The 21,340-nt window shown below is 62.1% G+C and carries 12 protein-coding genes and 1 tRNA gene; 3 read left to right on the top strand and 10 right to left on the bottom strand.

What is annotated here, in order from left to right:
* Positions 1 to 6 precede the first annotated feature (6 nt).
* Positions 7 to 852: a PEP-CTERM sorting domain-containing protein gene (locus KF712_03335; GenBank protein ID MBX3739999.1), complete on the bottom strand. Its 846-nt coding sequence runs from the start codon at positions 850 to 852 to the stop codon at positions 7 to 9.
* 135 nt (positions 853 to 987) lie between these two features.
* Between KF712_03335 and KF712_03330 the strand changes: the two genes are divergently transcribed.
* Positions 988 to 2,013: a LacI family DNA-binding transcriptional regulator gene (locus KF712_03330; GenBank protein MBX3739998.1), complete on the top strand. Its 1,026-nt coding sequence runs from the start codon at positions 988 to 990 to the stop codon at positions 2,011 to 2,013.
* A gap of 3 nt (positions 2,014 to 2,016) precedes the next feature.
* On the opposite strand, the gene KF712_03325 is transcribed toward KF712_03330, so the two are convergent.
* From KF712_03325 to KF712_03315, 3 genes are all read right to left on the bottom strand, one after another.
* Complete coding sequence (locus KF712_03325) at positions 2,017 to 3,207, bottom strand: hypothetical protein (GenBank protein MBX3739997.1); 1,191 nt, start codon at positions 3,205 to 3,207, stop codon at positions 2,017 to 2,019.
* A gap of 134 nt (positions 3,208 to 3,341) precedes the next feature.
* On the bottom strand, positions 3,342 to 5,336 hold the full coding sequence (locus KF712_03320) for a c-type cytochrome (GenBank protein ID MBX3739996.1): 1,995 nt from the start codon (positions 5,334 to 5,336) through the stop codon (positions 3,342 to 3,344).
* Between the two features lie 38 nt (positions 5,337 to 5,374).
* Positions 5,375 to 7,597, bottom strand: a complete 2,223-nt coding sequence (locus tag KF712_03315) for a hypothetical protein (GenBank protein MBX3739995.1) — start codon at positions 7,595 to 7,597, stop codon at positions 5,375 to 5,377.
* Positions 7,598 to 7,693: 96 nt separating this feature from the next.
* Between KF712_03315 and KF712_03310 the strand changes: the two genes are divergently transcribed.
* Together KF712_03310 and KF712_03305 are read left to right on the top strand one after the other, a co-directional pair.
* Positions 7,694 to 8,164: a GNAT family N-acetyltransferase gene (locus tag KF712_03310; GenBank protein ID MBX3739994.1), complete on the top strand. Its 471-nt coding sequence runs from the start codon at positions 7,694 to 7,696 to the stop codon at positions 8,162 to 8,164.
* On the top strand, positions 8,165 to 11,761 hold the full coding sequence (locus KF712_03305) for a TIR domain-containing protein (protein ID MBX3739993.1): 3,597 nt from the start codon (positions 8,165 to 8,167) through the stop codon (positions 11,759 to 11,761).
* A gap of 34 nt (positions 11,762 to 11,795) precedes the next feature.
* On the opposite strand, the gene lpxI is transcribed toward KF712_03305, so the two are convergent.
* From lpxI to KF712_03275, 6 genes are all read right to left on the bottom strand, one after another.
* Positions 11,796 to 12,611, bottom strand: coding sequence for a UDP-2,3-diacylglucosamine diphosphatase LpxI (gene lpxI, locus KF712_03300; GenBank protein ID MBX3739992.1), 816 nt, complete (start codon positions 12,609 to 12,611; stop codon positions 11,796 to 11,798).
* Between the two features lie 55 nt (positions 12,612 to 12,666).
* Positions 12,667 to 13,515, bottom strand: a complete 849-nt coding sequence (gene yaeI / locus KF712_03295; GenBank protein MBX3739991.1) for a phosphodiesterase YaeI — start codon at positions 13,513 to 13,515, stop codon at positions 12,667 to 12,669.
* 76 nt (positions 13,516 to 13,591) lie between these two features.
* Positions 13,592 to 13,671, bottom strand: a tRNA-Leu gene (locus KF712_03290).
* 74 nt (positions 13,672 to 13,745) lie between these two features.
* Positions 13,746 to 15,425, bottom strand: a complete 1,680-nt coding sequence (locus tag KF712_03285) for a right-handed parallel beta-helix repeat-containing protein (protein ID MBX3739990.1) — start codon at positions 15,423 to 15,425, stop codon at positions 13,746 to 13,748.
* A 104-nt stretch (positions 15,426 to 15,529) separates the two neighbouring features.
* Positions 15,530 to 19,747 carry a HEAT repeat domain-containing protein gene (locus KF712_03280; GenBank protein MBX3739989.1) on the bottom strand — a complete coding sequence of 1,406 codons (4,218 nt, stop codon included), beginning with the start codon at positions 19,745 to 19,747 and terminating at the stop codon, positions 15,530 to 15,532.
* 73 nt (positions 19,748 to 19,820) lie between these two features.
* Positions 19,821 to 20,999: a VCBS repeat-containing protein gene (locus tag KF712_03275; protein MBX3739988.1), complete on the bottom strand. Its 1,179-nt coding sequence runs from the start codon at positions 20,997 to 20,999 to the stop codon at positions 19,821 to 19,823.
* Between the last annotated feature and the right edge of the window lie 341 nt (positions 21,000 to 21,340).

Genomic DNA, 21,340 nt, shown 5'->3' with positions numbered 1-21,340 from the left:
CTGTCATCAGATCCCACGATTTGCGGGCGAGTTCAAAGGATTCATCATGCACGCCGTTGCACCGGAACGACGACGGATGAAAAGGCCGATGCCAGCGGCTCCGACCAGGCAACCGGTGGCCGGTTCCGGGATGACCACCACATTGTCCACGAGGAAATTCTTGGCGGCAGCCCCGCCGTAGAACGAGATGGAGTTGAGCGAATTGGTGCCTCCGGATGGCGCGCCGCCCTGGAAATAGCTGAGGCCGCTTACAGTGGTCCCGTTCAGGTTCACGCTGTAGGTGGGAGCGCCGGTGTAGTCCGCGATGATGGTCAGGCTGTTGGTGGCCACCGTTTCCCCACCCCATGCGCCGATGGTGCCGACGTCCGCACTGAAGGCGGCGACCAACGATCCGATGGCCTGCCAAGCCGCGCCATCATAGGCCTGGAGCTGGCCGGACTTCGCAACGCGGAGGTTGATCTGCGTGACGGATGTGACCGCGCCGTGCTTGAGCTGCATGCTGAAATAGCGGGTTGAGGCGTCCGCCGCGGCCTCCGGGGAAAGGGCGGCGAAATCGAGCGAGACGGTGAATTGCGACATGGCCGTCGGTACGGTCTGCCGGATGGCACCGCCGTTCGCGGTGAGCGCGACCATTTCCACACTGGTGGTGCCGGAGATCGTCGCTCCACCGATGATCGCGGATGATCCTTTCGAATCGCCTGAGGTGTCATTTGATACCTCGCTCCAACCGGTGAAGGTGGGATTACCGGCTCCGGAGATTTCGAAATCACCGTTGACGAGCACCGCGGCATGACAGGCTCCTGTCGTCATCATTGCCGCGATCACGAAAGACAGGGGGATGGGTTGTTTCATGGGCTTTGGGAAGGATCGGTTTTTCCGTTTCAGCCATGCATGCTGGAACTTCCGGGGGATTCCATGCAAAGGAAGTTTCGTGCGCCCCGTTGCACGTTCTTGCACTCATCACGCTCCCGCGCGTATGCATCCACCGTGGATCAACGCAACCCAACGCTGAAGGATGTGGCGGATGCCGCGGGTGTCCACCGCGCCACCGCGTCCCGGGCACTCAACAATGATCCGCGTATTTCGGAAGCCACACGCCTCCGCGTGCTGGAAGCCGCCGGGGCGCTGGGATACCGGGCTGACCCTCTGGTATCCCTGCTGATGAGCCATCGTCGTACCGCCACCACGCCGAGTTTCCAGGGAGTCATCGCCTACCTCACCCGTTATGAGACACCGGGCGCGTGGCAGGAGTTTTCGGAAAGTTTCACCCGCATCCACCAGGGAGCGACCCACGCGGCGGAGCGGCATGGATATGCGCTGGAGGAGTTCTGCGTGCCGCAAGTCAAAGGTGCCGTGGCGACCTTCCAGCGGGTGGCCCTGGCCCGCGGCATCCAGTGCATCCTCCTCGCTCCCCTGCCCAGGCCGAACGGGCATCTGCGGCTGGACTGGGACAAGTTCAACACCATCGGCATCGGCTACTCGCTCATCCGCCCTGAGATTCACCGTGTCGCCACGGATCACTTCGGCTGCCTCATCCTGGCGACCCGGCAGGCACGGCGGAGAGGGTACCGGCGGATCGGCGTGACGCTCAACGGACAGGTCAATGAACGAACAGACCGCCGCTGGCTGGGAGCGCTGCTGGTGGAGCATGAAAGGTCACGTCCGGAGGAGCGGATCCCGCCGCTGGTCACACGGGATTGGGACGAGGCGGCCTTTCTTGAATGGTACAAGGTCCACCGGCCGGAGGTCATCATGGGGGTGCACATGTACCGTGTGGCGGATGCCCTGAAGAAAATGGGCCTGCGCGTCCCGGAGGACGTGGGGTTGATCTCACTCGAACTCCGTGACCGGGAGAAAGGCATGAGCGGCATCGACCAGAACTTCGAGCAGATCGGCGCCACCGCCGTCCACAACGTCATCGGGATGTTCCACCGCGGTGAACGTGGACTTCCCGTGGCGGCGCAGAAGAGCCTGATCGACGGAAACTGGGTCGAGGGAAGCACGCTGCGCTGACCTCTAGTTCCCTGCCCCGCCCCGCTTGATCGCCGGAGCGAGCTTGTCATCAAGCAGACGATGCCGGCTCCAGAGGTTCTCGTGGTGGGCCCAATCGAATGAGACGAAACCGGCGGCTGCGGCCTGTGCGATCGCATTGGCGGCCATGTCGCCATAGTAGTAGTCGCCGTTGGCGTCCCCCTTCCCTGGATTCTCTCCGGACTTGAGGAAGCCATAATGGTCGGCGATAACGGCGATCCAGCGTGAGGCTCCCAGTCCGTCGATGAACGGCCAGTTCGCCTTGTCCATCGGATCACGCGCATCTCCGGGTTTCGTGAGATCAACCGGGTTTTCCTCCGCCACGGAGCTGCAGTGCAGGGAGACCTGGGCTTTATCGTGGATGGCCCGGGCGACCATGTGCCATGCCACACCCATCGAAACCAATTCATTCGGCTTGGGCTCCCCGGCGGACAATGCAGACAGGCTTTTCGCCACCGTCGAGGGCCCCGCGCCTTTGCCGGGCATCATGATCTGGAAAGGACCGTTGAAACCCGCCTGTTTGAACGCGATGATCTGGAACTCCGCCGCGTCCGCCAGTGCGCCGACATACCATTCGTACCATTGTTCCATCTGCTCCGCAGTGGCCGGTTGTCCGGGCCTCCAATCACCGAGCGGACGTCTCGGGATCGTCGCGGGTCGCGCTGATTCCCCCTCCGCTCCGGCATTCGCATCGTATGCCCAGAGTGCGTCTTCCCTGGCATCGGGAAACGCGAGTTCGCCCTGGATGCCGCCATTGCTGACGCGGACGCTGAAGAAGTTCTGCGGACCGAGTTCTTTCGCGAGACTGCGGATGACGCCGATCAAATGATCACGGACGTTCTGATTGAAAACGATGTTCGGACGTCTGCCGCGCGATCGCCGTTCGAGATCGCCACTGCGGATTCCGGCGGCGCCGACATAGGAGGAATCAGGAATCTGCCAGATCCACCCGGGATAGCGGTGCCATTCGATGTTGAGCACGCCTTTCAGGCCATTGCGCTCCAGCATCGCCACGCGGTCTTTGAGGAACTTGATTTTCTCCGGTGAATAGACGGAGGGAGCGATCTCATACTCGCTCCACGGGACGCGGATTTCGACATTGCGGATGCCCGCTTCGTGGAGCCGCTGGGGACGGTCCGTGTTGGGGCAACCGGGACAGCCTTGCGGATCATTCACCCATCTGGTGTCACCCAGCACACCGAAGACGGGCCGGGCAGGCGCACGGGGAATGCCAATTGCAATAACCGTGAGAAGGAGGATGAACCCCGGTATCCGCGGGCGGAGAATGCCAACGGCTGCCGGGGTGTGGATCACTTCGCGTGGAGATACTGCCAGATGGCCTCGTATTGCTTGCCAGCGTCTCCCTCCAGCACATCGGTGCGCTGGGACGCGTTGCCATCGGCATAGCGCGGCATCTTGGTGCTCGGCGTGACCATCGCCGGATTGTCCATCCAGCGGTGGTAGTAGTCCGGGCGCATGCGGTCCGGAACAAACTGGAAGTTGATGCCCTCCACCTCGAACGCGGCGGTGGGTTTCACCGGGCCGACACCGTGGCAGGTGGTGCATCCGAAACCTTCCGTCCCGGCGAGCTTTTTGCCGATCTCCACCATCTCCGGATTCGTCTCCACCTTCACCGGCGCGCTTGGCTCGAATCCGTGTAGTTTGGAGAATCCTTCCGCAAGAGGCTTTGCGTGCGCCTTGAACGCCGGCATGCGGGTGCCCAGCCACGGGCGGGGCCGCTGCTCCATGGAGCCATCCAGCATCTTCTCGATGTAGCTGGTGAAAAGCATCTCGCCGATATAGGTCAGTTGGGGCCGGGTCTGGTCCACCCGCTCATGCAGGCCCGCCAGGTGCTCGGTCAGCTTCTTGCTCTCCTCATGGGTCGAGCTGAGGAGCGACTGCCGGTCATCCATCGAGTGACAGCCGATGCAGCGCATGGACTCGATCTGGCGGCGCGCGAACTCCGCCGGAGTGTCCCGCTTGAGCGAGTCCCCGCCGGTCTTGCCAAAGGCAGCCAGCGCGGTGCGTGCGTCATCGTCGAGGTTCAGCACCGGCGACTTGCCGCGCTTGTCCTCAGGAGCGGCGCACCCGGAGGCGGACCAGTCCTTTTTGAAAATGGCCTCCAGCGGAGCGACCTTGCCGGGTTCCATCGGCAGGCCAGGGTGGCAGGTGCCGCATTGCATGGAAGCGGCGACTTTCTCCCCCCGCGCGGCGTCGCCCTTCGGATACGGTTTGGCCGCTTTGGTCTCGTTCCCGGCGGAGGCCTTGGTGAGATACGCGGCGATGGAATTCGCCTCTTCATCGGAGAACTTGAAATCCGGCATGCCGGTGGTGGCGTGGTAGGCGTCCGGCCTCTTCAGGAATGCCACCAGCGCGCCGGGCTGGAATTTGGAAGCGACGTTGTTCAGCGGAATCCGCTTGTTGTCGAGATCCGGACCATCCCGGTCGGGGGTGCTGTGGCAGGCCACGCAGCCGAGTTCATGGAAATGTCCGCCACCCTTTTCAGCCAGGGCGGGATCAGGTGCGGGAGTCGCTGGCAGGCCCAGCTTCGAACCGGCGAGGAATGCGGCGAGGTCCGCCGCCTGCTGGCGACCTTCCTCCGTCTCCGCATTCACCAGAGTCGGCATGTGGGTGCCGGGGCGGAGGTGCTTCGGATCGGCGATCCACCGTTGCAGCCATTCCTCCGTCACGCGCTCCCCGATGCCGATGAGGATGGGTCCGATCTCGCTGGTCTCCGGCATGGGCGTGGCGCCAAAGCCTTCGCTGGGCACGTGGCACTTCGCGCAGTTCTGCTGGGCGAAATGAAGCCTGCCGGAACGCAGGAGGTCACCCGCCTTGCTCTCTTCCGTCTCTTCCACGGCAAAGGCGGTCGGAGGGATGGTCTGGCGGACGAAGCCCGCCTCCTGCCAATAGACCCGCATGGCGGCGGAGCCATCCTCCTTGCTTTTGTAGATCAGTTCGAAGTCGTGCTCGCCTGGATTGAGACGCTTCGTTTCCGATGGCTCACCCGCGAGCGGTCCCTCGCGCTTGAGCATCTCATTCCCGCCGATCTTCAGCTCGACGCTGCCTTCGCCTTCGAACGAGAAGGCGAGCCGCTGGCGCTTGTCCAGTTTCAGTTTCCCCCTCCAGACGACTTCGAACTGGCCGGGCGTGAGGAAGGGGGTGGCAGGTTCCCCTTTCGCGATGCTCAGTGCCGGAAACCGGTCGCGCCGGGTGTCCGTGGCACCTTCACGGGTGAAGGTGGCGATCAGTTCGGCGCGGGCCGTGGCGGCCAGCATGAGCAATGCGAGAAAGGGGCGCAGCATGTTCGAAGACTTCGGGATAAGTCGTCTCTGGGATGGGATCAGTCCTTGTAGACGGTGGCGAAGATGTCGCCCTTCAGGATCTCACCTTCGGTTCCTTCCAGGTCGAAGGAAACCTTGAGCTGGTGGGATGGCTTCATGCCGGCGAGGACCAGTTCGACGGTCTTGCCGTCTGCGGTCAGCTTCGCGGATTCCACGGTGACGGTGTCGTGCTTGCGGACGCCCTTGGACTCCTTGGCCAGCGCGGCCTCTTCGGCGGCGGCGTCCACTTCATCCACGGAGAACTCACCGGAACCATACATCGGTCCGCGGACGTAGTTCCAGCGCTCCACGCCGTAGCTGGAGGGGTCGTTGGCCAGTTCAGCGTCCAGCTTGGAGGCGAAGCTGATCTTCACACCGGTCGGGGTGTATTCGAGCTTGTCCGGCACCGGCAGGGTCTCACCGCTGTAGCGCACGCGTTGGAAGGCGCACTCGGTGGCGGCATTCGTCTGCCAGCCGCGGAAGCCGAGGAGGTAGAGCGAGCCGTCGTCGTGGAAGCGTCCGCGCATCGCGGAGGACTGGAGCTTGATCGGCAGCTTCACCACACCGCCCTGCAGCGTGTCGCCGCGCTTCACGGGCAGCACGCGGTAGACGCTGGACTGGCCGTAGGAAAGGTGGATGAGTTCGTTTTCCGCAAGGCCGAATTTCGCCTTCTTGTCCACCCACACCTGGGAACCGCCGGAGTTGTCCACCTCCATCGGCAGGTAGCAAAGTGGTTCCAGATACTTGGCGTCCTTCAGCGCGTGGCGGGCGTCCTCCGTGCCCCAGAATACAGGGAGCTGGGATGCCTTGGCGAAGTTGATCTTGCAGCGTGGCTGCCAGGTACCCTCGTTCTCGCCGGTGGTGATCTCACCATTCGGCCCGACGGCCAGACCGCCGGGTGCGCGCAGGCCGGTGGCGACCACCTCGAACTTCGCGCCGTCCGGAGAAATTTTCGCAACAACGCCGTTGTGATCGAGGATGCGGTCGAAGCCACGGCCGCCGCCCTTCACCGGGGACGCCTTGGCGAAGTAGAAGTTGCCTTCCTTGTCGGTCTGCAGATCGAAGGCGAACTCGTGGAAGTTCGCGGTGATGATGACATCGCGGTTGAAGGTCTTGAAGTGATCCGTCTCACCGTCGCCGTTGAGGTCGATGAGCTGGGTGATCTGGTCGCGGCCGTTCACGTAGATCGCGCCGTTGACGACCTTCACGCCGAGCGTCTCGAACAGACCGGAGGCGATCCGCTGCCACTTGAGGTTCTTCCAGTCGCCCTTCAGGCCCTTCACGGTCCAGACGTCGCCGTTCCAGGAGGAAAGCGCCGCGCTGTCCTCGTCGATGAAGTCGAAGCCACCGAAACGCAGGTTCGCGTTCCATGGGTTCTCCGTCGGCAGGGTCAGGATGTCCGTCGCATACGGGGACTCCTTGTCCTCGGAAACGGTTCCGGCGGTCTCGATGGTGCCGGGCCAGAGAGGCTCGCCGCCTTTCTGGAGCGCCGCGAAATCCGGAGCTGCGGCAGGCTTCGGCTCGCCGCCTTTGCCGAAGGCGAGCTGGACAACCGTCTCGCCGCCCTTGGCGATGGTGCCGATCTTGCGGCCCGGGGTCTTCGCGTCGTCGGAAATCTTGATGTCGCCACCGGCAGCCACTTTCAGATCGGCGGAGGAACCGTCATCGCTGACGAGCAGGACCAGGTCCTTGTCGCGCTTGCCGACCTTCAGCGTCCGGGTGAATACGCCGTCTTTCTGGCTGACGATCTCCTGCACGGAAACGCCGTTCACCACGTAGTCGAAAACGATGGTCTTGCCGCTGCGGAAGTAACCCTTGAAGGAGGCGTCCTTGAGGTTGCCGTAACCGGCGGTCGCGCGTTTGTCCTCGAAGGAACCACCCTGGTCCGCCCAACCCGGTCCGGAGGCGGTGTTCACCAGGGCTTCCTTGTTGCCGAGCGTCACCAGCGGCCCGTGGGCACCGGTCCATGGGGTGCCGCCCCACTCGATGCCGCCGTTGAACACGGTCACAAGACGCAGCGTTTCCGTATCGAAAAGGGCACGGTTGCCGTCGCCCAGGTCCAGCAGGATGCCCTTCAGGGCCGCCGTCCGCTTCTCCCCCTTCAGGTAGTCGCCGAAAGTGTTCGACCATGCCGGGCCGATCTGCATTTCTTCATACCATTTGGTGCCTTTCTTCGCTTCCGCCGCATGGGTTACGGGGAGCAGGGCAGCACTGAGGGCAAGGGTGGCGTAGAGTTTCTGCATGAGGCCCGACGATACGAACCGCCGGTTGGCCGTCTAGCACAGAAATCCGTGTTTTTTATCTTCGGAAATCTGTGAGGATCCGCTTCATTTCCATGCATGATCGACATGCTCGTGCGGCTCTACGACCTCCCGGATGGCACGGAACTCTACCGGTCGGTCGCGGAAAAAGGCGTCACCCTGCGGAAGGCCCGCGCCTTTGAGAAACACACCGTCGCCGCCTTCGCGAAAGAACACTTCTCCGCGAAATGGGTCAGCGAGGTGGAGGTCGCCATCTCCCGCCAGCCCGTCGTCTGCTACATCGCCACCCGGGACAAGGAGATCCTCGGCTTCTCCTGCTATGACGTGACCCAGAAGGCCTTCTTCGGCCCCACGGGCGTCGCGGAATCCGCCCGCGGTCTGGGATTGGGAAAGGCCCTGCTCCTGAAAGCCCTGGAAGGCCTGCGCGACAGCGGCTACGCCTACGGCGTCATCGGCGGCGTGGGACCGAGGGAGTTTTACGAAAAGGCGGTCGGCGCGTTCGAGATCCCGGGGAGCAGCCCGGGGGTGTATGGGGATATATTGCCGTGAATGCGGGCGGAGGCCATTTCCGGCTGCCAATTCATCACAGATCATCTACATGATCGTCTGTTCGTCATGGCTGTAGCTCCCACCTCCCCCGCCGCCGTGGATTTCCCCTATTACGCATTCATCAGCTATTCCCGGAAGGACGCGAAAGCTGCCGCATGGCTCCAGAAACGGCTCGAATGGTTCCCTGTCCCGGTCAAATTGGTGAAAAATGGGGTCACCACCAAGCGATCACGATATCTCCGCCCCATCTACCGGGACAAAACCCATCTGGAGATCGATAGCGCCCACTACTGGGACAACATCCGTTCCGCCATCAGCGGCAGCCGCTATCTGATCGTCCTCTGCTCTCCCCATTCCGCGCAGTCCGGTCCTGTGGACAAGGAAGTGCGGCATTTTCTGGAAACCCACCAAGGTCCAGCCTTCGTGATCCCGGTTATTCTTTCTGGACGGATCACCGAGGACAACGAAGAGAACTGTCTCTGCCCCGCCCTGAAAGAGCTCGGCGAGCATATCACCGGAAGGAACCTGCCCCAGATGGTTCAGGAAGACGATTCCTCAGCAGCAGACTCTTGGGAGCGAGGCTTCATCGGCATCATTTCCTACATGCTGGGAGTGAAACGGGAATCCCTGGCCGATCACATCCGGCGCGAGGAACGCAAACGTGCCGCACGGGCCAGGAAACTTGCCGGCGTCATGCTTGTCCTAGCCTTGGCCGCCGTCGCTGGTGCTGTTTTCAGCGTTATCAAAACCCACCAGGCGGAAGCAGCGGAACGAAGAGCCACAAACTCAGCCCGAGCGGAAGAGACAGCAAAAAAAGAAGCGGTCGCCAAGAACGTGGAAGCAGCTCTCAAGGCACACGGTCGCGCGCAACAGGCATTCGACAAGGGAGAGCCGCGGGCCGGCATGGCTTATCTAGCTGAGGCTTTAAGGTATACCCCGGATGCCCCCCTTATCCGCCTGGATTCAGTGAACCGCTTGGTCCATCTTGTCACCCTCCATCCCATACCGACAGTCCCTCCTCTTAAGCACGCAGGTCGGGTCGCCATGGTATCCTTCAGTCCCGATGGAGCTCGTGTCGTCACCGCCAGCATCGACGGAACTGCGCGCATCTGGGATGCCGCTTCAGGCAAACCCATCGGTGAACCTCTTAGGCACGAATCTATGGTCGCCAGCGCCTCCTTCAGTCCGGATGGATCGCGTATCGTCACCGCCAGCTTGGACAAATCCGCGCGCATCTGGGATGCAGCTTCAGGCAAACCCATTAGCGAACCTCTAAAGCACGAAGATTTCGTCACCAGCGCTTCTTTCAGTCCGGATGGATCGCGCGTCGTCACCGCCAGCTTCGACAAAACCGCTCGCATATGGGACCCCACTTCAGGCCAACCCATCGGTGGGTCGCTAAACCACGAATACTCCGTCTCCAGCGCCTCCTTCAGTCCCGATGGATCTCGCATCCTCCTCACCGACCATAACGGTAATACCGCGCGCATTTGGGATGCCGCTTCAGGCAAACCCATTAGCGAACTTCTAAGGCACGAATATCCCGTCACCGGCGCTTCTTTCAATCCCGATGGATCGCACGTCGTCACCGCCAGCCTCGATCAAGATGTCCTCATCCTGGACGCAGCCTCAGGTGAAACCATTAGCGAACCTATATGGCACGAATATTCCGTCAACAGCGCTTCTTTCAATCCAGATGGATCGCGCGTCGTCACCGCCAGCCTCGACAAAACCGCGCGCATCTGGGATACCGCTTCAGGCAAACCCATTAGCGAACCTCTAAGTCACGAGGATTCCGTCAACAGCGCTTCTTTCAGTCCCGATGGGTCGCGAGTCGTGACCGCCAGCCTCGACCGAACTGCGCGCATCTGGGATGCCGCTTCAGGCAAACCCATTGGTGAACCTCTAAGGCACAAAGATTCCGTCACCAGCGCCTACTTCAGCCCCGATGGATCGCGAGTCGTCACCGCCAGCCCCGACGGGACTGCGCAAATCTGGGATGCTGCTTCAGGCAAACCCATTGGTGAACCTCTAAGGCACAAAGATTCCGTCACCAGCGCCTACTTCAGCCCCGATGGATCGCGAGTCGTCACCGCCAGCCCCGACGGAACTGCGCACATCTGGAATGTGGCTTCAGGCAAACCCATCGGTGAACCGCTAAAGCACGAATATTCCGTCAACAGCGCTTCTTTCAGTCCCGATGGATCGCGCGTCATCACCGCCAGCCTCGACCGAACTGCCCGCATCTGGGATGCAGCTTCAGGAAAACCCATCGGGGAACCTCTAAAGCACGGATCTTCTATCACTAGCGCTTCTTTCAGTCCCGATGGATCGCGCGTCGTCACCGCCAGCCTCAACGGAATTACCCGTATCTGGGATACCGCTTCAAGCAAACCCATTAGCGAACCTCTAAGGCACGAAGATTCCGTCACCAGCGCCTCCTTCAGTCCTGATGGATCGCGCGTCGTCACCGCTAGCAAGGATAACACCGCTCGCATCTGGAATGTTGAAGAAACGGAAAAAATCGATACGGATACGCTGCACACCTTAATATCCCTGACTTCAGGAATGACCATATCAGCGTCCGGAGAAACTAAGGAGATCCCCATTTCCACCTTACTGGATCTCCTGACGCGCACCAAGGAGGAGGCCGGTCAATCCAATGATCGGCACGCGGCCCTTATCCGCTGGCTATTCTCCTCTCCATCCTCACGCACCATTACGCCATCCAGCACAGTCACGGCCTACGAGCATGTCGAACGTGAGATCAACTGGTGCTTTAGACACCCGAGCTCTGAACAGCGAGTCCATATCATCCGGGAAGCAGGAAACTTTGTCCCCAACCATCCTTTGCTCCCATTTGCCAGGGCTTCCTTGGAAACGAATACCATGCGGAAGGAATTTCTCATCAACTATGGAGAAAAACGCCTGCCGGAGGATGTGGAACTGCTGGAAAAAGTAGTGGGATATCTGGACACACTCGAAGCTGCACCCGGGGCCACTCTACGGGTCGCCGAGCGGCTTCTCAAGTTCTCGCCGAAGTCTGCCGCCGCTCTTCGACTGAAAGTATGGGCCTTAGGCGAACTCAACAACAGCGAGGCTGTCATCGCTACCTACCATGAACTTCTCGCCCTGGAAGAGGCGGAGACAAGGGATTTCACGGACGGAGGATACTTCGCATCGAAAATGAACCGCACGGATCTGGTTCAGCAGTGGTTCTCCCTGGTCGCAGGGACGGCCCTTGAAGATGAAAGTATCCCACGCACTCATGGCTGGGCTCTCCTCAACCTTGGCGATGCTGCGGGAGCCACCGCGGCATTCGAAAAGTCCCGTTCCCTTCTTCCAGCGAGCTCCCAATCAGGCCAAGACCTCCTTGCTGGGCTCGCGATAGCAGCCTGGCTTACCGACCGTCGCGATGAGGCAACCGCCTACTACTGGGATCTGATCAAAACCGGCAATTCCGCAGAGAAGCCCACCTACTGGACCAAAGCCGAAACCATCACAGCCCAAGGCTGGCCTGAGGTCGAAATCCGCCCATTGGAAGAAATACGGAAGGAAACCCTCCGCCGCTTTCCGGAAGCAGCAGAGGAACAATAGGCGGAAAAGCAACCCCGCTACATATCACGGGTGGCTACACCGCATGCACACCCACGCCGTGCCTCGCACAGAGCTCCGCGACTTTCTCCTTCTCCAGCAGCAGGGTCATCCCGGCCTCGATGGCGATGCCGGCGACGCCTGCTTTCGCACAATTTTCGATGGTGTGCGGGCCGATGACCGGCACGTCGAAGCGCATGTCCTGGTTCGGTTTTGAGACTTTGACCAGCATCACGTCCTTGCCCCGACCAAGCGCACCTCCGCGGACGATGCATTCGTTGGTGCCTTCGAAGGCTTCCACCGCCAGCACGGTGCCATTCCGGACGACGACGGTCTGGCCGATGTCGAGGCGGCTGGTTTCCTTGGCGATCCTGAAACCGAAGGCGGCGTCCGCGAGCTGACGTTTCTTGAAAGCGGGGCCGCAGACATGGCCAGCGCCGGGAAGATGGTCCTCCAGAAAGGTGGTGGCGGGCAGCAGGGTGATGCCGTCCTTGGCCATTTCCTCGCCGATGGCGCCGAAAAGCGTCTCCGCATTCCGCTCCTTCACACGCGCCAGCATCATCAGGATGCGGAGGTCCGGACGGAGGTCGAAGAGGTTCTTCGGGGAAATCTGGCCAACCATCACGGCTTCCGTGGCACCTTCCTTTTTGAAAAATTTGATGAGCTTCGAGAGCTGGCCGACGCGGAACCAGCCGATGGCGTCCACCTTGTCCGCCAGCTCGGGCTTGGTTTCGTTCTCAAAGGCGGTGACGACCAGACGCGTGCCCGGGGAATGCCTGCGCGCGGCGGCGACAAACGTCTCCGGATAGACTCCGTTTCCTGCGATGATACCGATCGTGCGGGTGGCTGCCATGCGTGTTACCAAGGCAGTGTTCCGGGTGAATCCGGCCGCGTCAACCATCCCGACATCAGGTGAGATCCACAATGCTGATCTCCGGGGGACAGAACAGGCGGATGCCATGCAGGCAACCGACGCCCCGCGTGATGTGGATCTTCCGTCCTTTCCAGTCGTAGATCCCCTCCACCATGGAGCGGTCCTCGACGGGAAGCAGCGGTGCCCAGTCGATGATGGGCACCTTGACCTGCCCGCCATGGGTGTGGCCGGAGAACATGACATCCCAGGCGTAGTCCTCCGCGTCCACCTTGCTGTCCGGATTGTGCGAAAGCAGCAGGGTCGGCGGACCGTCGGACCCTGCGGGGATCAGGCACTCCCACGGCTTCGCCTCATGCCGCCAGATGTCACCGAGACCGGCGATCCGCAGCATCTGCCCGCCCACTTCCTCATCCACGCGCCGGTTGACCAGAAAGCGGACTCCGGCTTTCCCCATCTCCGCCTCGATCTGCCGGGCGCGGCTGTCCGGCGGGAGATACTTGCCGTCATGGTTGCCGAAACTGGCGTAGCAGTGCGGAAAATCCCGCAGCGGAGAGAGCGCATCCGCATAGCCGGAAATGTCATCCCTCCGGGAACTGATGTAGTCTCCGGTCAGCACCACCAGGTCCGGCTTCTGCGCCATGCCGGTCCTCACCGCCTCATGGATGTGTTCCCATGAAACACACCAGGAAGCGTGGAAGTCGGAAAGATGCAGCACACGCAGCGGGCGGACCAAGCCCAGTCCGGAGATCTTCTTGAACGTGGTGTTAAGCCACTTCGCCTCGATCGTGGCCGCCCCGATGCCACCAGCGGTCCCCAGGACACCGAGACCTCCCAACATCAGAAAATTCCGGCGGGTCAGCAGGCGGCGCGGTTTGCGGTTCATGGCGGGATGTTACTCCGGCACCGAACCGCCGCGTGTGAAATTACCGTGAAATCGGCAATTCGAAGAAGAGAGAAAGTAGCGGCCGTGGGACTCGAACCCACACTCGTTGGAACTCGATTTTGAGTCGAGCGCGTCTACCGATTCCGCCAGACCGCCATCTGGTGCGGGCGGAATGTGGCAATCCCGGTGCGTGCGTGCAAGAGGATTCTGGAACCGCCCGCGCCGCGCGGCTAGCGGTTGGTGACGGTGTATCCCTTCGAGGTGTTGTTGAACGCTTCCTTGCCCTCCGGGAGTCCGGAGATGGTGTTGCCCTCGAAGATGCCGGTGCCTTTCGCCTGATCCGTGATGTGGACGGCGGAGCCTCCCGGGGAGTCGATGGTGTTTCCGCGGAAGAGGATCTGCTGTTCCGCCCCGCCGGTGATCTGGATGCCGCTGTACATCGGGGAAAGGATCCGGTTGTTCTCGAAGACGACGCCTTTGACCGTGTCATTGCCCGCGAAGATCCACGCGGCTCCCCTCCTCTGTCCGACGTAGTTCCCGCCACCGCGCAACAGCGTGTTGCCGCGGACGATGCTGTCGGAAAGCGGATGGTTCGGGTAGGCGCTGGTCATGTTGATGGTGAAGACGCCCATCATCGCATTGTCCGCGAGCAGGTTGTTCTCGACGAGGTGTTTCGACCCACCGGCGAGGTCGAGGTTGTGGCCCCACCAGACGGCCTCGACGGTGTTGTTGCGGAGGATGTTCCGCTCCGCGGGCGGATCCTTCCGCTCCGTCTCAGAAAGGATGGCAATGCCATCATCCCCGCAGCCGCGGACATGGCAGTGTTCCACCAGATTGTGGCTGGCTCCGCGGTTGAGGTTGATGCCATCCGCATAGGTGAAGCGGACGCGGCAGCCCTGGACCTTCCCCTTGGACGCCACACTCATCCAGAAGCCGGTCTGGGTATGGGTGATCCAGACGTTCCGCACGGTCCAGTTAACGGGCGTAGCCCCGGTGAAACCCTTGCCATTCGACTTCCCCCGCTGGGTCTGGGCGATGCATTCCAAATAGAGGTCCGCGACCTCCGCTCCGTCCCCGGCAAGGCGGAAGCCCATGTTGCTGGCGAAATCCTCTCCGAGGACCGTCCCGAGGATGGAAGTGTGCCACATCCCCGCGCCGTGCACCTTCACCGGGCCTTCCAGCTCGAAGCGCTTCGACTGGTGGTAGGTGCCCGCCGGGATCCATACGACCTTCCTCTGCGCCTTCGCCTCCCGGATGCAGGCGATGATGGCGTCCGTATCGTCCTTCCCGTCCGTTCCATTGGCTCCGAAATCCACGACAGACAGCGAATTGGCGGGCTGTGGCAGCGGCGGGGGCGCGAGTTCCAGATCAATGAGGTCGATGCGGTAAAAGGCCGCCGCGTCCTTTTCCTGACGGCGCAGCTCGATGCGATCGCCCGGCTTGATCTGTTGCTTGAGGATATGCCGCGACTCCTCCCAGAAAACATGGGGAGCCTGTCCCGGAGTGTTCGACTGGCCGTTCTGCCCCTCCTCCCCGTAGAGCCAGTTGTGACGGGAGCTGAGGGTGAGCGATTCGCTGAACGCGCCGTTGATGAACAGGGACAGCGTGGCTTCCAGTCCGCCACCCTCCGGCGCATCCGGAATGCAATGGCGGATGACGATGCTGTTGGCGCGGGCCTTGACCGGGAACACCACCGCATCACCGGTTGCCTTCAGTTCCACATACCCACGCCCGGAGGCCTCCATCTCCGGCGTCACGACCTTTCCCGGCAGTCCCTGCAGGGTGACCACCGCGGCCTTCGTGCTGGCTTTCTCCGCCTCCAGGGTGGTGAAAGGCACCTCCGCGCCCACGGATGCGGCATGGACGGAAACGGGCAGACAGAGGACGGCAAAGGCGAGGGGCTTCATCATGCGGTTGGTTTCAACGCATGATGAAAGCCGGATATATCAAGACCAGCCGAAAGGAGGATGAAAGGAAACCGCGCCCGGAGACTTGCCGGGCGCGGAAATCGGGATCACCACTCGGGCAGGAAGGTGCCGGATTCGCAGGTCATCCGCATGGCCTTGCCTCCCTTCGGAGCACGCACGACGATCTTGTGGATGCCCGGCTGGAGGTCGGCGGTGCCGCTGGGGGCGGACTTGCCGTTGATCCAGATGTCGGTCGGCTTGAAGCCATCCGCGAAGGTGAGCTGGATCTTCGCCGCTTCGGAAAGCTGGAGCTTCGTTCCGGCCATGATCTCACTGGAGCTGGGAGCCATGGCGGCGACATCCTCCGGGAGCAGGCGTCCGTTCACGGTGGCGGTGACAGGCGTCCAGCCCAGGGAAGGATCTCCGGCGGAGGCTTTCTCCTGGAGGTCCGTGGTGAGGCCCAGCACGGCCCACACCTTCGGGGCCTTGCTCTTGGTGGCGTCGTAGTCACCGGGCTTGCCGAGTTGGGAAAGGAACTTGAACAGGTCGTTCACGTCGTTCTCCGGAAGTCCGGCGATCAGGTTGCCGGGCATGAGGCTGCCGGCGTCCGTCTTCTTCGCCACGTTGCTCTCCGGAATGACGATCTCCTGGCCCGCGCCGTCACGGATGGTCATGCCGCTGCCACCGCTGCGGATGAGCTGGCCCATGATGGCCTTGCCGTCCTTGGTCTCGATGATGACGGAGTGGTAGCCTTCCTTCACCTTCGCGCCCGGGTTCACCACGGACTCGATGAGGTAGTCCATGGGCGCGCTGGCACCGATGGAGGTCATGTCCGGGCCGACCTTCCCCCCTGCCCCGCCGATCGCGTGGCAGGCGGTGCAAGCGAGCGCCGGACGACGGTAGACCGCTTCACCGCGGGCGGCGTCGCCTTTCTCCGTGGCCTGTGCGGCCATTTTCTTGATGGTGGCGTCATCGTAGGTCTTCTGGGCGGAACCCGCCTGCTCACGCAGCACTTTCAGGAGCGCGTCATGCTCCGCCACATCCGGGATGTGCTGGAGGGATGCGACGGCGGTTTCCGGCGAGAATTTCTTCTCGGTGATGACTGCTGCCAGTTGTTTGGAGATGCCTTTCGAGGAAAGCGCCTTCTGCCAGAACTCGCGGCCCTGCTCCGCCTCGGTGATGCCGGAGGCGTAAGCGGCGATGAGTGGCACGGCGGTGTCCCGGTGATGCTTCGCCAGCGAAAGCACGGCGTGGCTGCGGATGTCCGCGGGCTGACCATCGGCCGCGGCGGCCACCAGGGCCGCCTTCGCGGCGGGTGCCGGGAAGTTCCCCAGGGCATTGATCGCGGCACCACGGATGGCCGGGTTCCCCTTCGCGGAAAGTTCCACCAGCGCCGGGATGAGGTCGGACGATACGGTGGCACCGGCGAGCGAGATCGCGGCGACCTTCTGGGCGTCGGAGCCGCCATTGATGAGCGGCAGCAGCTTCGAGCCATCGCCCGCGGGCTTGATCTGGCGCTGGGAAACGGCATCCCCGAGACCACGGAGGGCAGACAGGGTTATGGCCTCATCAAAGCCCTGCGAAATCACCTGGTCGTAGATGGCGGTGAGGACGGTGGCGTCGCCATTCTTCAGGCCGAGCGCGAGCCATGGACCGGAACCATCCTTCGGCAGCGGCTTGGGGAACAGCTTGGCAATGGCTGCGGTCGCCTTGCTTGGAGGAAGATTGCCGAGCACGAACTCGAGCGCCTTTGCGTTTTCCTTCGACTCTGGCGAGGCGAGCCATTCCTCACCGTGTTCCTGGATGTTCAGCCAAAGAGCGTAGTCGATGAAGCGGTCCGTCGGCTTGTCGAGTGCCTTCAAGGCGAGGTCCATAGCCTGCGCGCCGGGCACCTTGGAAAGAGCGCGGATCGCCTCGATGCGGACGCGGGCGAAGTCATCGGCAACCGCCGCCGCGAGGATCTCCATCGCCTTTTCCGGACCGATCTTCCCATCGGTGATGGAGTCGCCATAGACACGCACCGCCGCGGCGCGCACCTCGCCCACCTTACTGTTCAGAGCAGCGGCCAAAAGCTTTTCATCCAGCCCCTTCGTGTCGCGTGTCTGCTGCAGCCAGAGAGCCGCCAGCAGGACGCGGTCATCCTTCGCTCCGGCGGACCATTTCCCGATCTCCGCATCCAGCGTCGCGGACTTGCTCTCGAACAGGATCGCCGTCGCCTGGTCACGGTCGTAGCGGTTGTCGCTGACGAGCGACTCCAGAAGCTCCTTTTCGGAAAGCTTGGTGAAGTCCTTCGTCTTGGTGACCGGGCCACCTTTCTTCGTGATCCTCCAGATCCGGCCGTGCTCGCGGTCGCGGCGCGGGTCGCGGAAATCGACCTCGCCGTGGTTGATGATCGGGTTCGACCAGTCCGCGATGTAGAGCGCGCCGTCCGGGCCGATCTTCGCGTCAATGGGGCGGAAATTGACATCATCCGTGCGGACGAGATCGCCCAGTTCCTGCGCCGCGTAGCCGGAACCCTGGTCCGCGATGCCGAAGCGGACGATGCGGTGCGCGCGGAAGTCGCAGGTGATCATGTTCCCCTGCCAGTCCGCCGGGAAGTGCGCGGACTCCACGATCTCCAGGCCGGAGAATTTCGGGTAGCTGCCTGGGCTGATGCTGCCGAGGATCTTCGGTGCCTTGGCAAAGGTGAAATACATCGCACCGGGGACGCCCCAGTTGATGCCCGCGCCACCGGCACCGTCGGTGACGAAGGACTGGCCGTATTTGTCGAACTGGTGGCCCCACGGGTTGCACCAGCCGTAGAAGACCGGCTCGATCTTCGAGTCACGCGGGTCGAAGCGCATGATGCCGCCGCTTTTCAGACGGAAGACGCCATGCGGGGTCTCCGTGTCCGTGCGGGTGTAAATGCTCTGGTTGAACCAGAGGCGGCCGTCCGGCCCGCGGCGCAGGGTGTGGATGTTGTGGTGGGTATCCTCCGTGCCGAAGCCGCTGAGGACGCGGGTCTTCACATCCGCCTTTCCGTCGCCGTCGGTGTCCTTGAAGTGCAGCAGGTCCGTGCTCTGGCCGACATACACGCCGCCATCCCCCGGCAGCACCGCGGTGGGCATGAGCATCCCGTCGGCAAAGACGGAGGACTTGTCCGCCTTGCCATCGCCATCACTGTCGGAAAGGACGATGATCTTGTCATCCGCGGTCTGGCCGACCTCCACCTGCGGGTAGGTTTCGGAACTGGCGACCCACAGTTTCCCTGACGGGTCGAAGTTCATTTGCGTCGGCTTGTGGAGGAGAGGGTTCTCCGCCCACAGGGTGATCTCGTAACCCTCCGCCACCGTGAAGTTGGGATGCGGCTGGGTGACATTCTTCGCGAAGGCGGACTCCGTGCGCACCGGGGCGTCAGGCACCACGACGTTCTTGGAAAGGTCGCGCATCTTCGCGATGGCGGCCTCCTGCTCCGCGATGAGCGCGTCGAACTGCGGGATCTCCTTCGCGTTGTTCCCCTGCTCCTTCTTCCGGAAGCCGAAGATGTAGGCCATGTTCGCCGGCCGGGAACGGTTGAAGAACCACTCGTTCTTCTTGAGGATGTGGCGGCGCAGGGCGGCTGCGCTGTCGCCCTTGTCCCATGCTCCGGCTTTCCAGCCGAGACCCTTCTCGATATGGCGGGCCAGCGCCTTGTAGCCTTCACCGGTGAGGTGGATGCCGTTCTGCGTGTAGGCCGCCTCCTGCGGGAGGTCCGCCAGGGCAACGAAAGGAAGGCTGCGCTTCGCCGCGGTGTCCTTCAGCACCTTGTCAAACGCGGCGAGGCGTTCGCGGTGCGCCGCCGCCTCCGACGCGGCGATGCCGGGGAACTCGAAACGCGGTGGCGCTCCCAGCACCACGATGCGCACTTCATTTCCGGCGGACTTCGCCGCATCATCCAGCAGGCGGTCGAGTTCCTTCTGGAACTGCTCCGGCGTCCCGCCCTTCACCAGGGAGGATGCCATGCCGTAGCCGAGGACGATGACGTTCGGCTTGTAGGTGGTGAGCTGGTTCTGGAGCTGCCTCCATCCTTCCTCCGGGGGTTCCAGTCCGGCTTGCAGCAGGCTCAGGCCATTCCGCGAATCGCCGGCCGGGGTGTCCGCATTCCAGCCAAGGTTGCGGAACGTCACATTGCGGTCCGGAAATTGGGTGGTGAAAGCGAGTTCCACCCAGCCTTCGTATTGCTCGCGCTCGATCAGGGCATCACCGAGAAAAGCGACGCGATCGCCGTCCTTGAGTTCGAAGCTGGCGGCGAACACCGGCGCGGTCAGCACCGGCAGGAGGGCGAGAGATGGGATCAGGTGTCTCATGCGGAAAAACGGATGGGTTGGGAAAAAGGAAAAACGGCGGCGGACCATGGCCCGCCGCCGCAGGGAAAGTGGATCAGCGTTTCTGGATGTGGATGAAGGTGCCCTTCTTGTTGGCGGTCAGGAAATCGACCAAGCCGTCGCCGTTCACATCGCCGGATGGCAGCATCACGCCCACCCCGGAGTCCGCGTGGATCACGTTCGGCGTGAACTTCACCTGACCGTTCTCACGGGTGACCTTCAGCCAGAAAAGGGTGGCGGGATCATTCACGCCGGGGTCACCGGTGCCATCGGCCTTCGGTGCGTGCGCCCAGAAACGCTTGCCGGTGATGACGTCCTTGATGCCGTCGCCATCGACATCCACGAACTCGACGCCGTGCATCTGCGTCTCATTGAAGCCGCCGGCGGAGGTTTCCTTCTTCTCGGTCAGGATGGGGTGTTCCTTCCAACCGTCCGCCGTCTGCTCGAACCACGACATGCCGTAACCGTGCGCGTCGATGACGGTGAGGATGTCGTTCTTCCCGTCGCCGTTGAAGTCATAGACGTACATCTGCGCCCCGCCCTTTCCGGGGATCGGCACCGGGTGCAGCACCCACTCGCCGCCATCCTTGCCCGGGTTCTTCCACCAGCCGCGCTTCTCGATGAAGTCGATCTTTCCGTCACCATCCACATCACCCACGCCCTGGCCGTGCGTGTAGCGGAAGACGGACTTGTCCGGCGGGGTGATCGGCTTGAACGTCCATGGCTGGGTCGGATCCGCTCCGGGCGAAGCGTAGCCGTAGGAGCCGTTCTGGGCGCAGACGATGTCCAGCTTCCCGTCGCCATCGATGTCCACGAAGTGCGGTGACTCGCCATCGACGATGTCCAGCACCTGGTGCTTCGGCCAGTGGCCTTCCTTGCCCTTCGGGTTCTCGTGCCACCAAGCCCCTTTGCCCGGCCAGCTATAGACCATGACGTCCTGCCAGCCGTCGCCGTTGATGTCGTGGGCGAACTGGAGGAAGATGTCCGAATAGACCTTCGGGTCGTAGGACTTCGTGTCGTATATCTCCTTCCGCTCCTTGAAATCCGGACCGGCATACCAATACGGCCCTGAGATGATGTCCGGTTTGCCGTCATTGTTGACGTCGGCGATGGCACCGCCCTCCGCGAAGAAATTGTTGTCGAGCTGCTTCGTCTCCCAGGAAATGGAGACGACGGCGGCCAAGGCGATGGTGCCGGTCATGGCTGCCAGCGGAAGGATCAGGGTGGGTTTCATAAAGGGAGTATTTCGGGATCCGGACAAACGATCAATCAAAGATTTTCACAGACATTCACAGATTTCCACAACCTGCTTCGTCCGATACGCGAAGGCTCCCGAAAGCATTTCATGAAATGCAAGCCCCCCTCCATCCGGAAGACTCCCGCCCCATCTTTGGGTAGCCCCCCATATCATCTTTATTCTCTTTGGTACAGCCTCCTGAAATTACGCCATGCCATCAAAGGAAAAGCCCGGAATCTTTTCAGATTCAGGGCTTTATATTGGTTGCGGGAGTAGGATTTGAACCTACGACCTTACGGATCTTAGTTGCTAATTATCTGACACTTAGGAACAACGTA

The sequence above is a fragment of the Akkermansiaceae bacterium genome (genome assembly GCA_019634595.1).
Lineage (GTDB): Bacteria > Verrucomicrobiota > Verrucomicrobiia > Verrucomicrobiales > Akkermansiaceae > Luteolibacter.
The sequence above is the reverse complement of the archived record's forward strand: the minus strand, read 5'-3'. Positions and strand labels throughout refer to the sequence as shown.

Coding starts and splice junctions, on each gene's coding strand:
- KF712_03335 (MBX3739999.1), bottom strand. CDS start 852: ATGAAACAACCCATCCCCCTGTCTTTCGTGATCGCGGCAATGATGACG.
- KF712_03320 (MBX3739996.1), bottom strand. CDS start 5,336: ATGCTGCGCCCCTTTCTCGCATTGCTCATGCTGGCCGCCACGGCCCGC.
- KF712_03315 (MBX3739995.1), bottom strand. CDS start 7,597: ATGCAGAAACTCTACGCCACCCTTGCCCTCAGTGCTGCCCTGCTCCCC.
- KF712_03310 (MBX3739994.1), top strand. CDS start 7,694: ATGATCGACATGCTCGTGCGGCTCTACGACCTCCCGGATGGCACGGAA.
- KF712_03305 (MBX3739993.1), top strand. CDS start 8,165: ATGCGGGCGGAGGCCATTTCCGGCTGCCAATTCATCACAGATCATCTA.
- lpxI (MBX3739992.1), bottom strand. CDS start 12,611: ATGGCAGCCACCCGCACGATCGGTATCATCGCAGGAAACGGAGTCTAT.
- yaeI (MBX3739991.1), bottom strand. CDS start 13,515: ATGAACCGCAAACCGCGCCGCCTGCTGACCCGCCGGAATTTTCTGATG.
- KF712_03285 (MBX3739990.1), bottom strand. CDS start 15,425: ATGATGAAGCCCCTCGCCTTTGCCGTCCTCTGTCTGCCCGTTTCCGTC.
- KF712_03280 (MBX3739989.1), bottom strand. CDS start 19,747: ATGAGACACCTGATCCCATCTCTCGCCCTCCTGCCGGTGCTGACCGCG.
- KF712_03275 (MBX3739988.1), bottom strand. CDS start 20,999: ATGAAACCCACCCTGATCCTTCCGCTGGCAGCCATGACCGGCACCATC.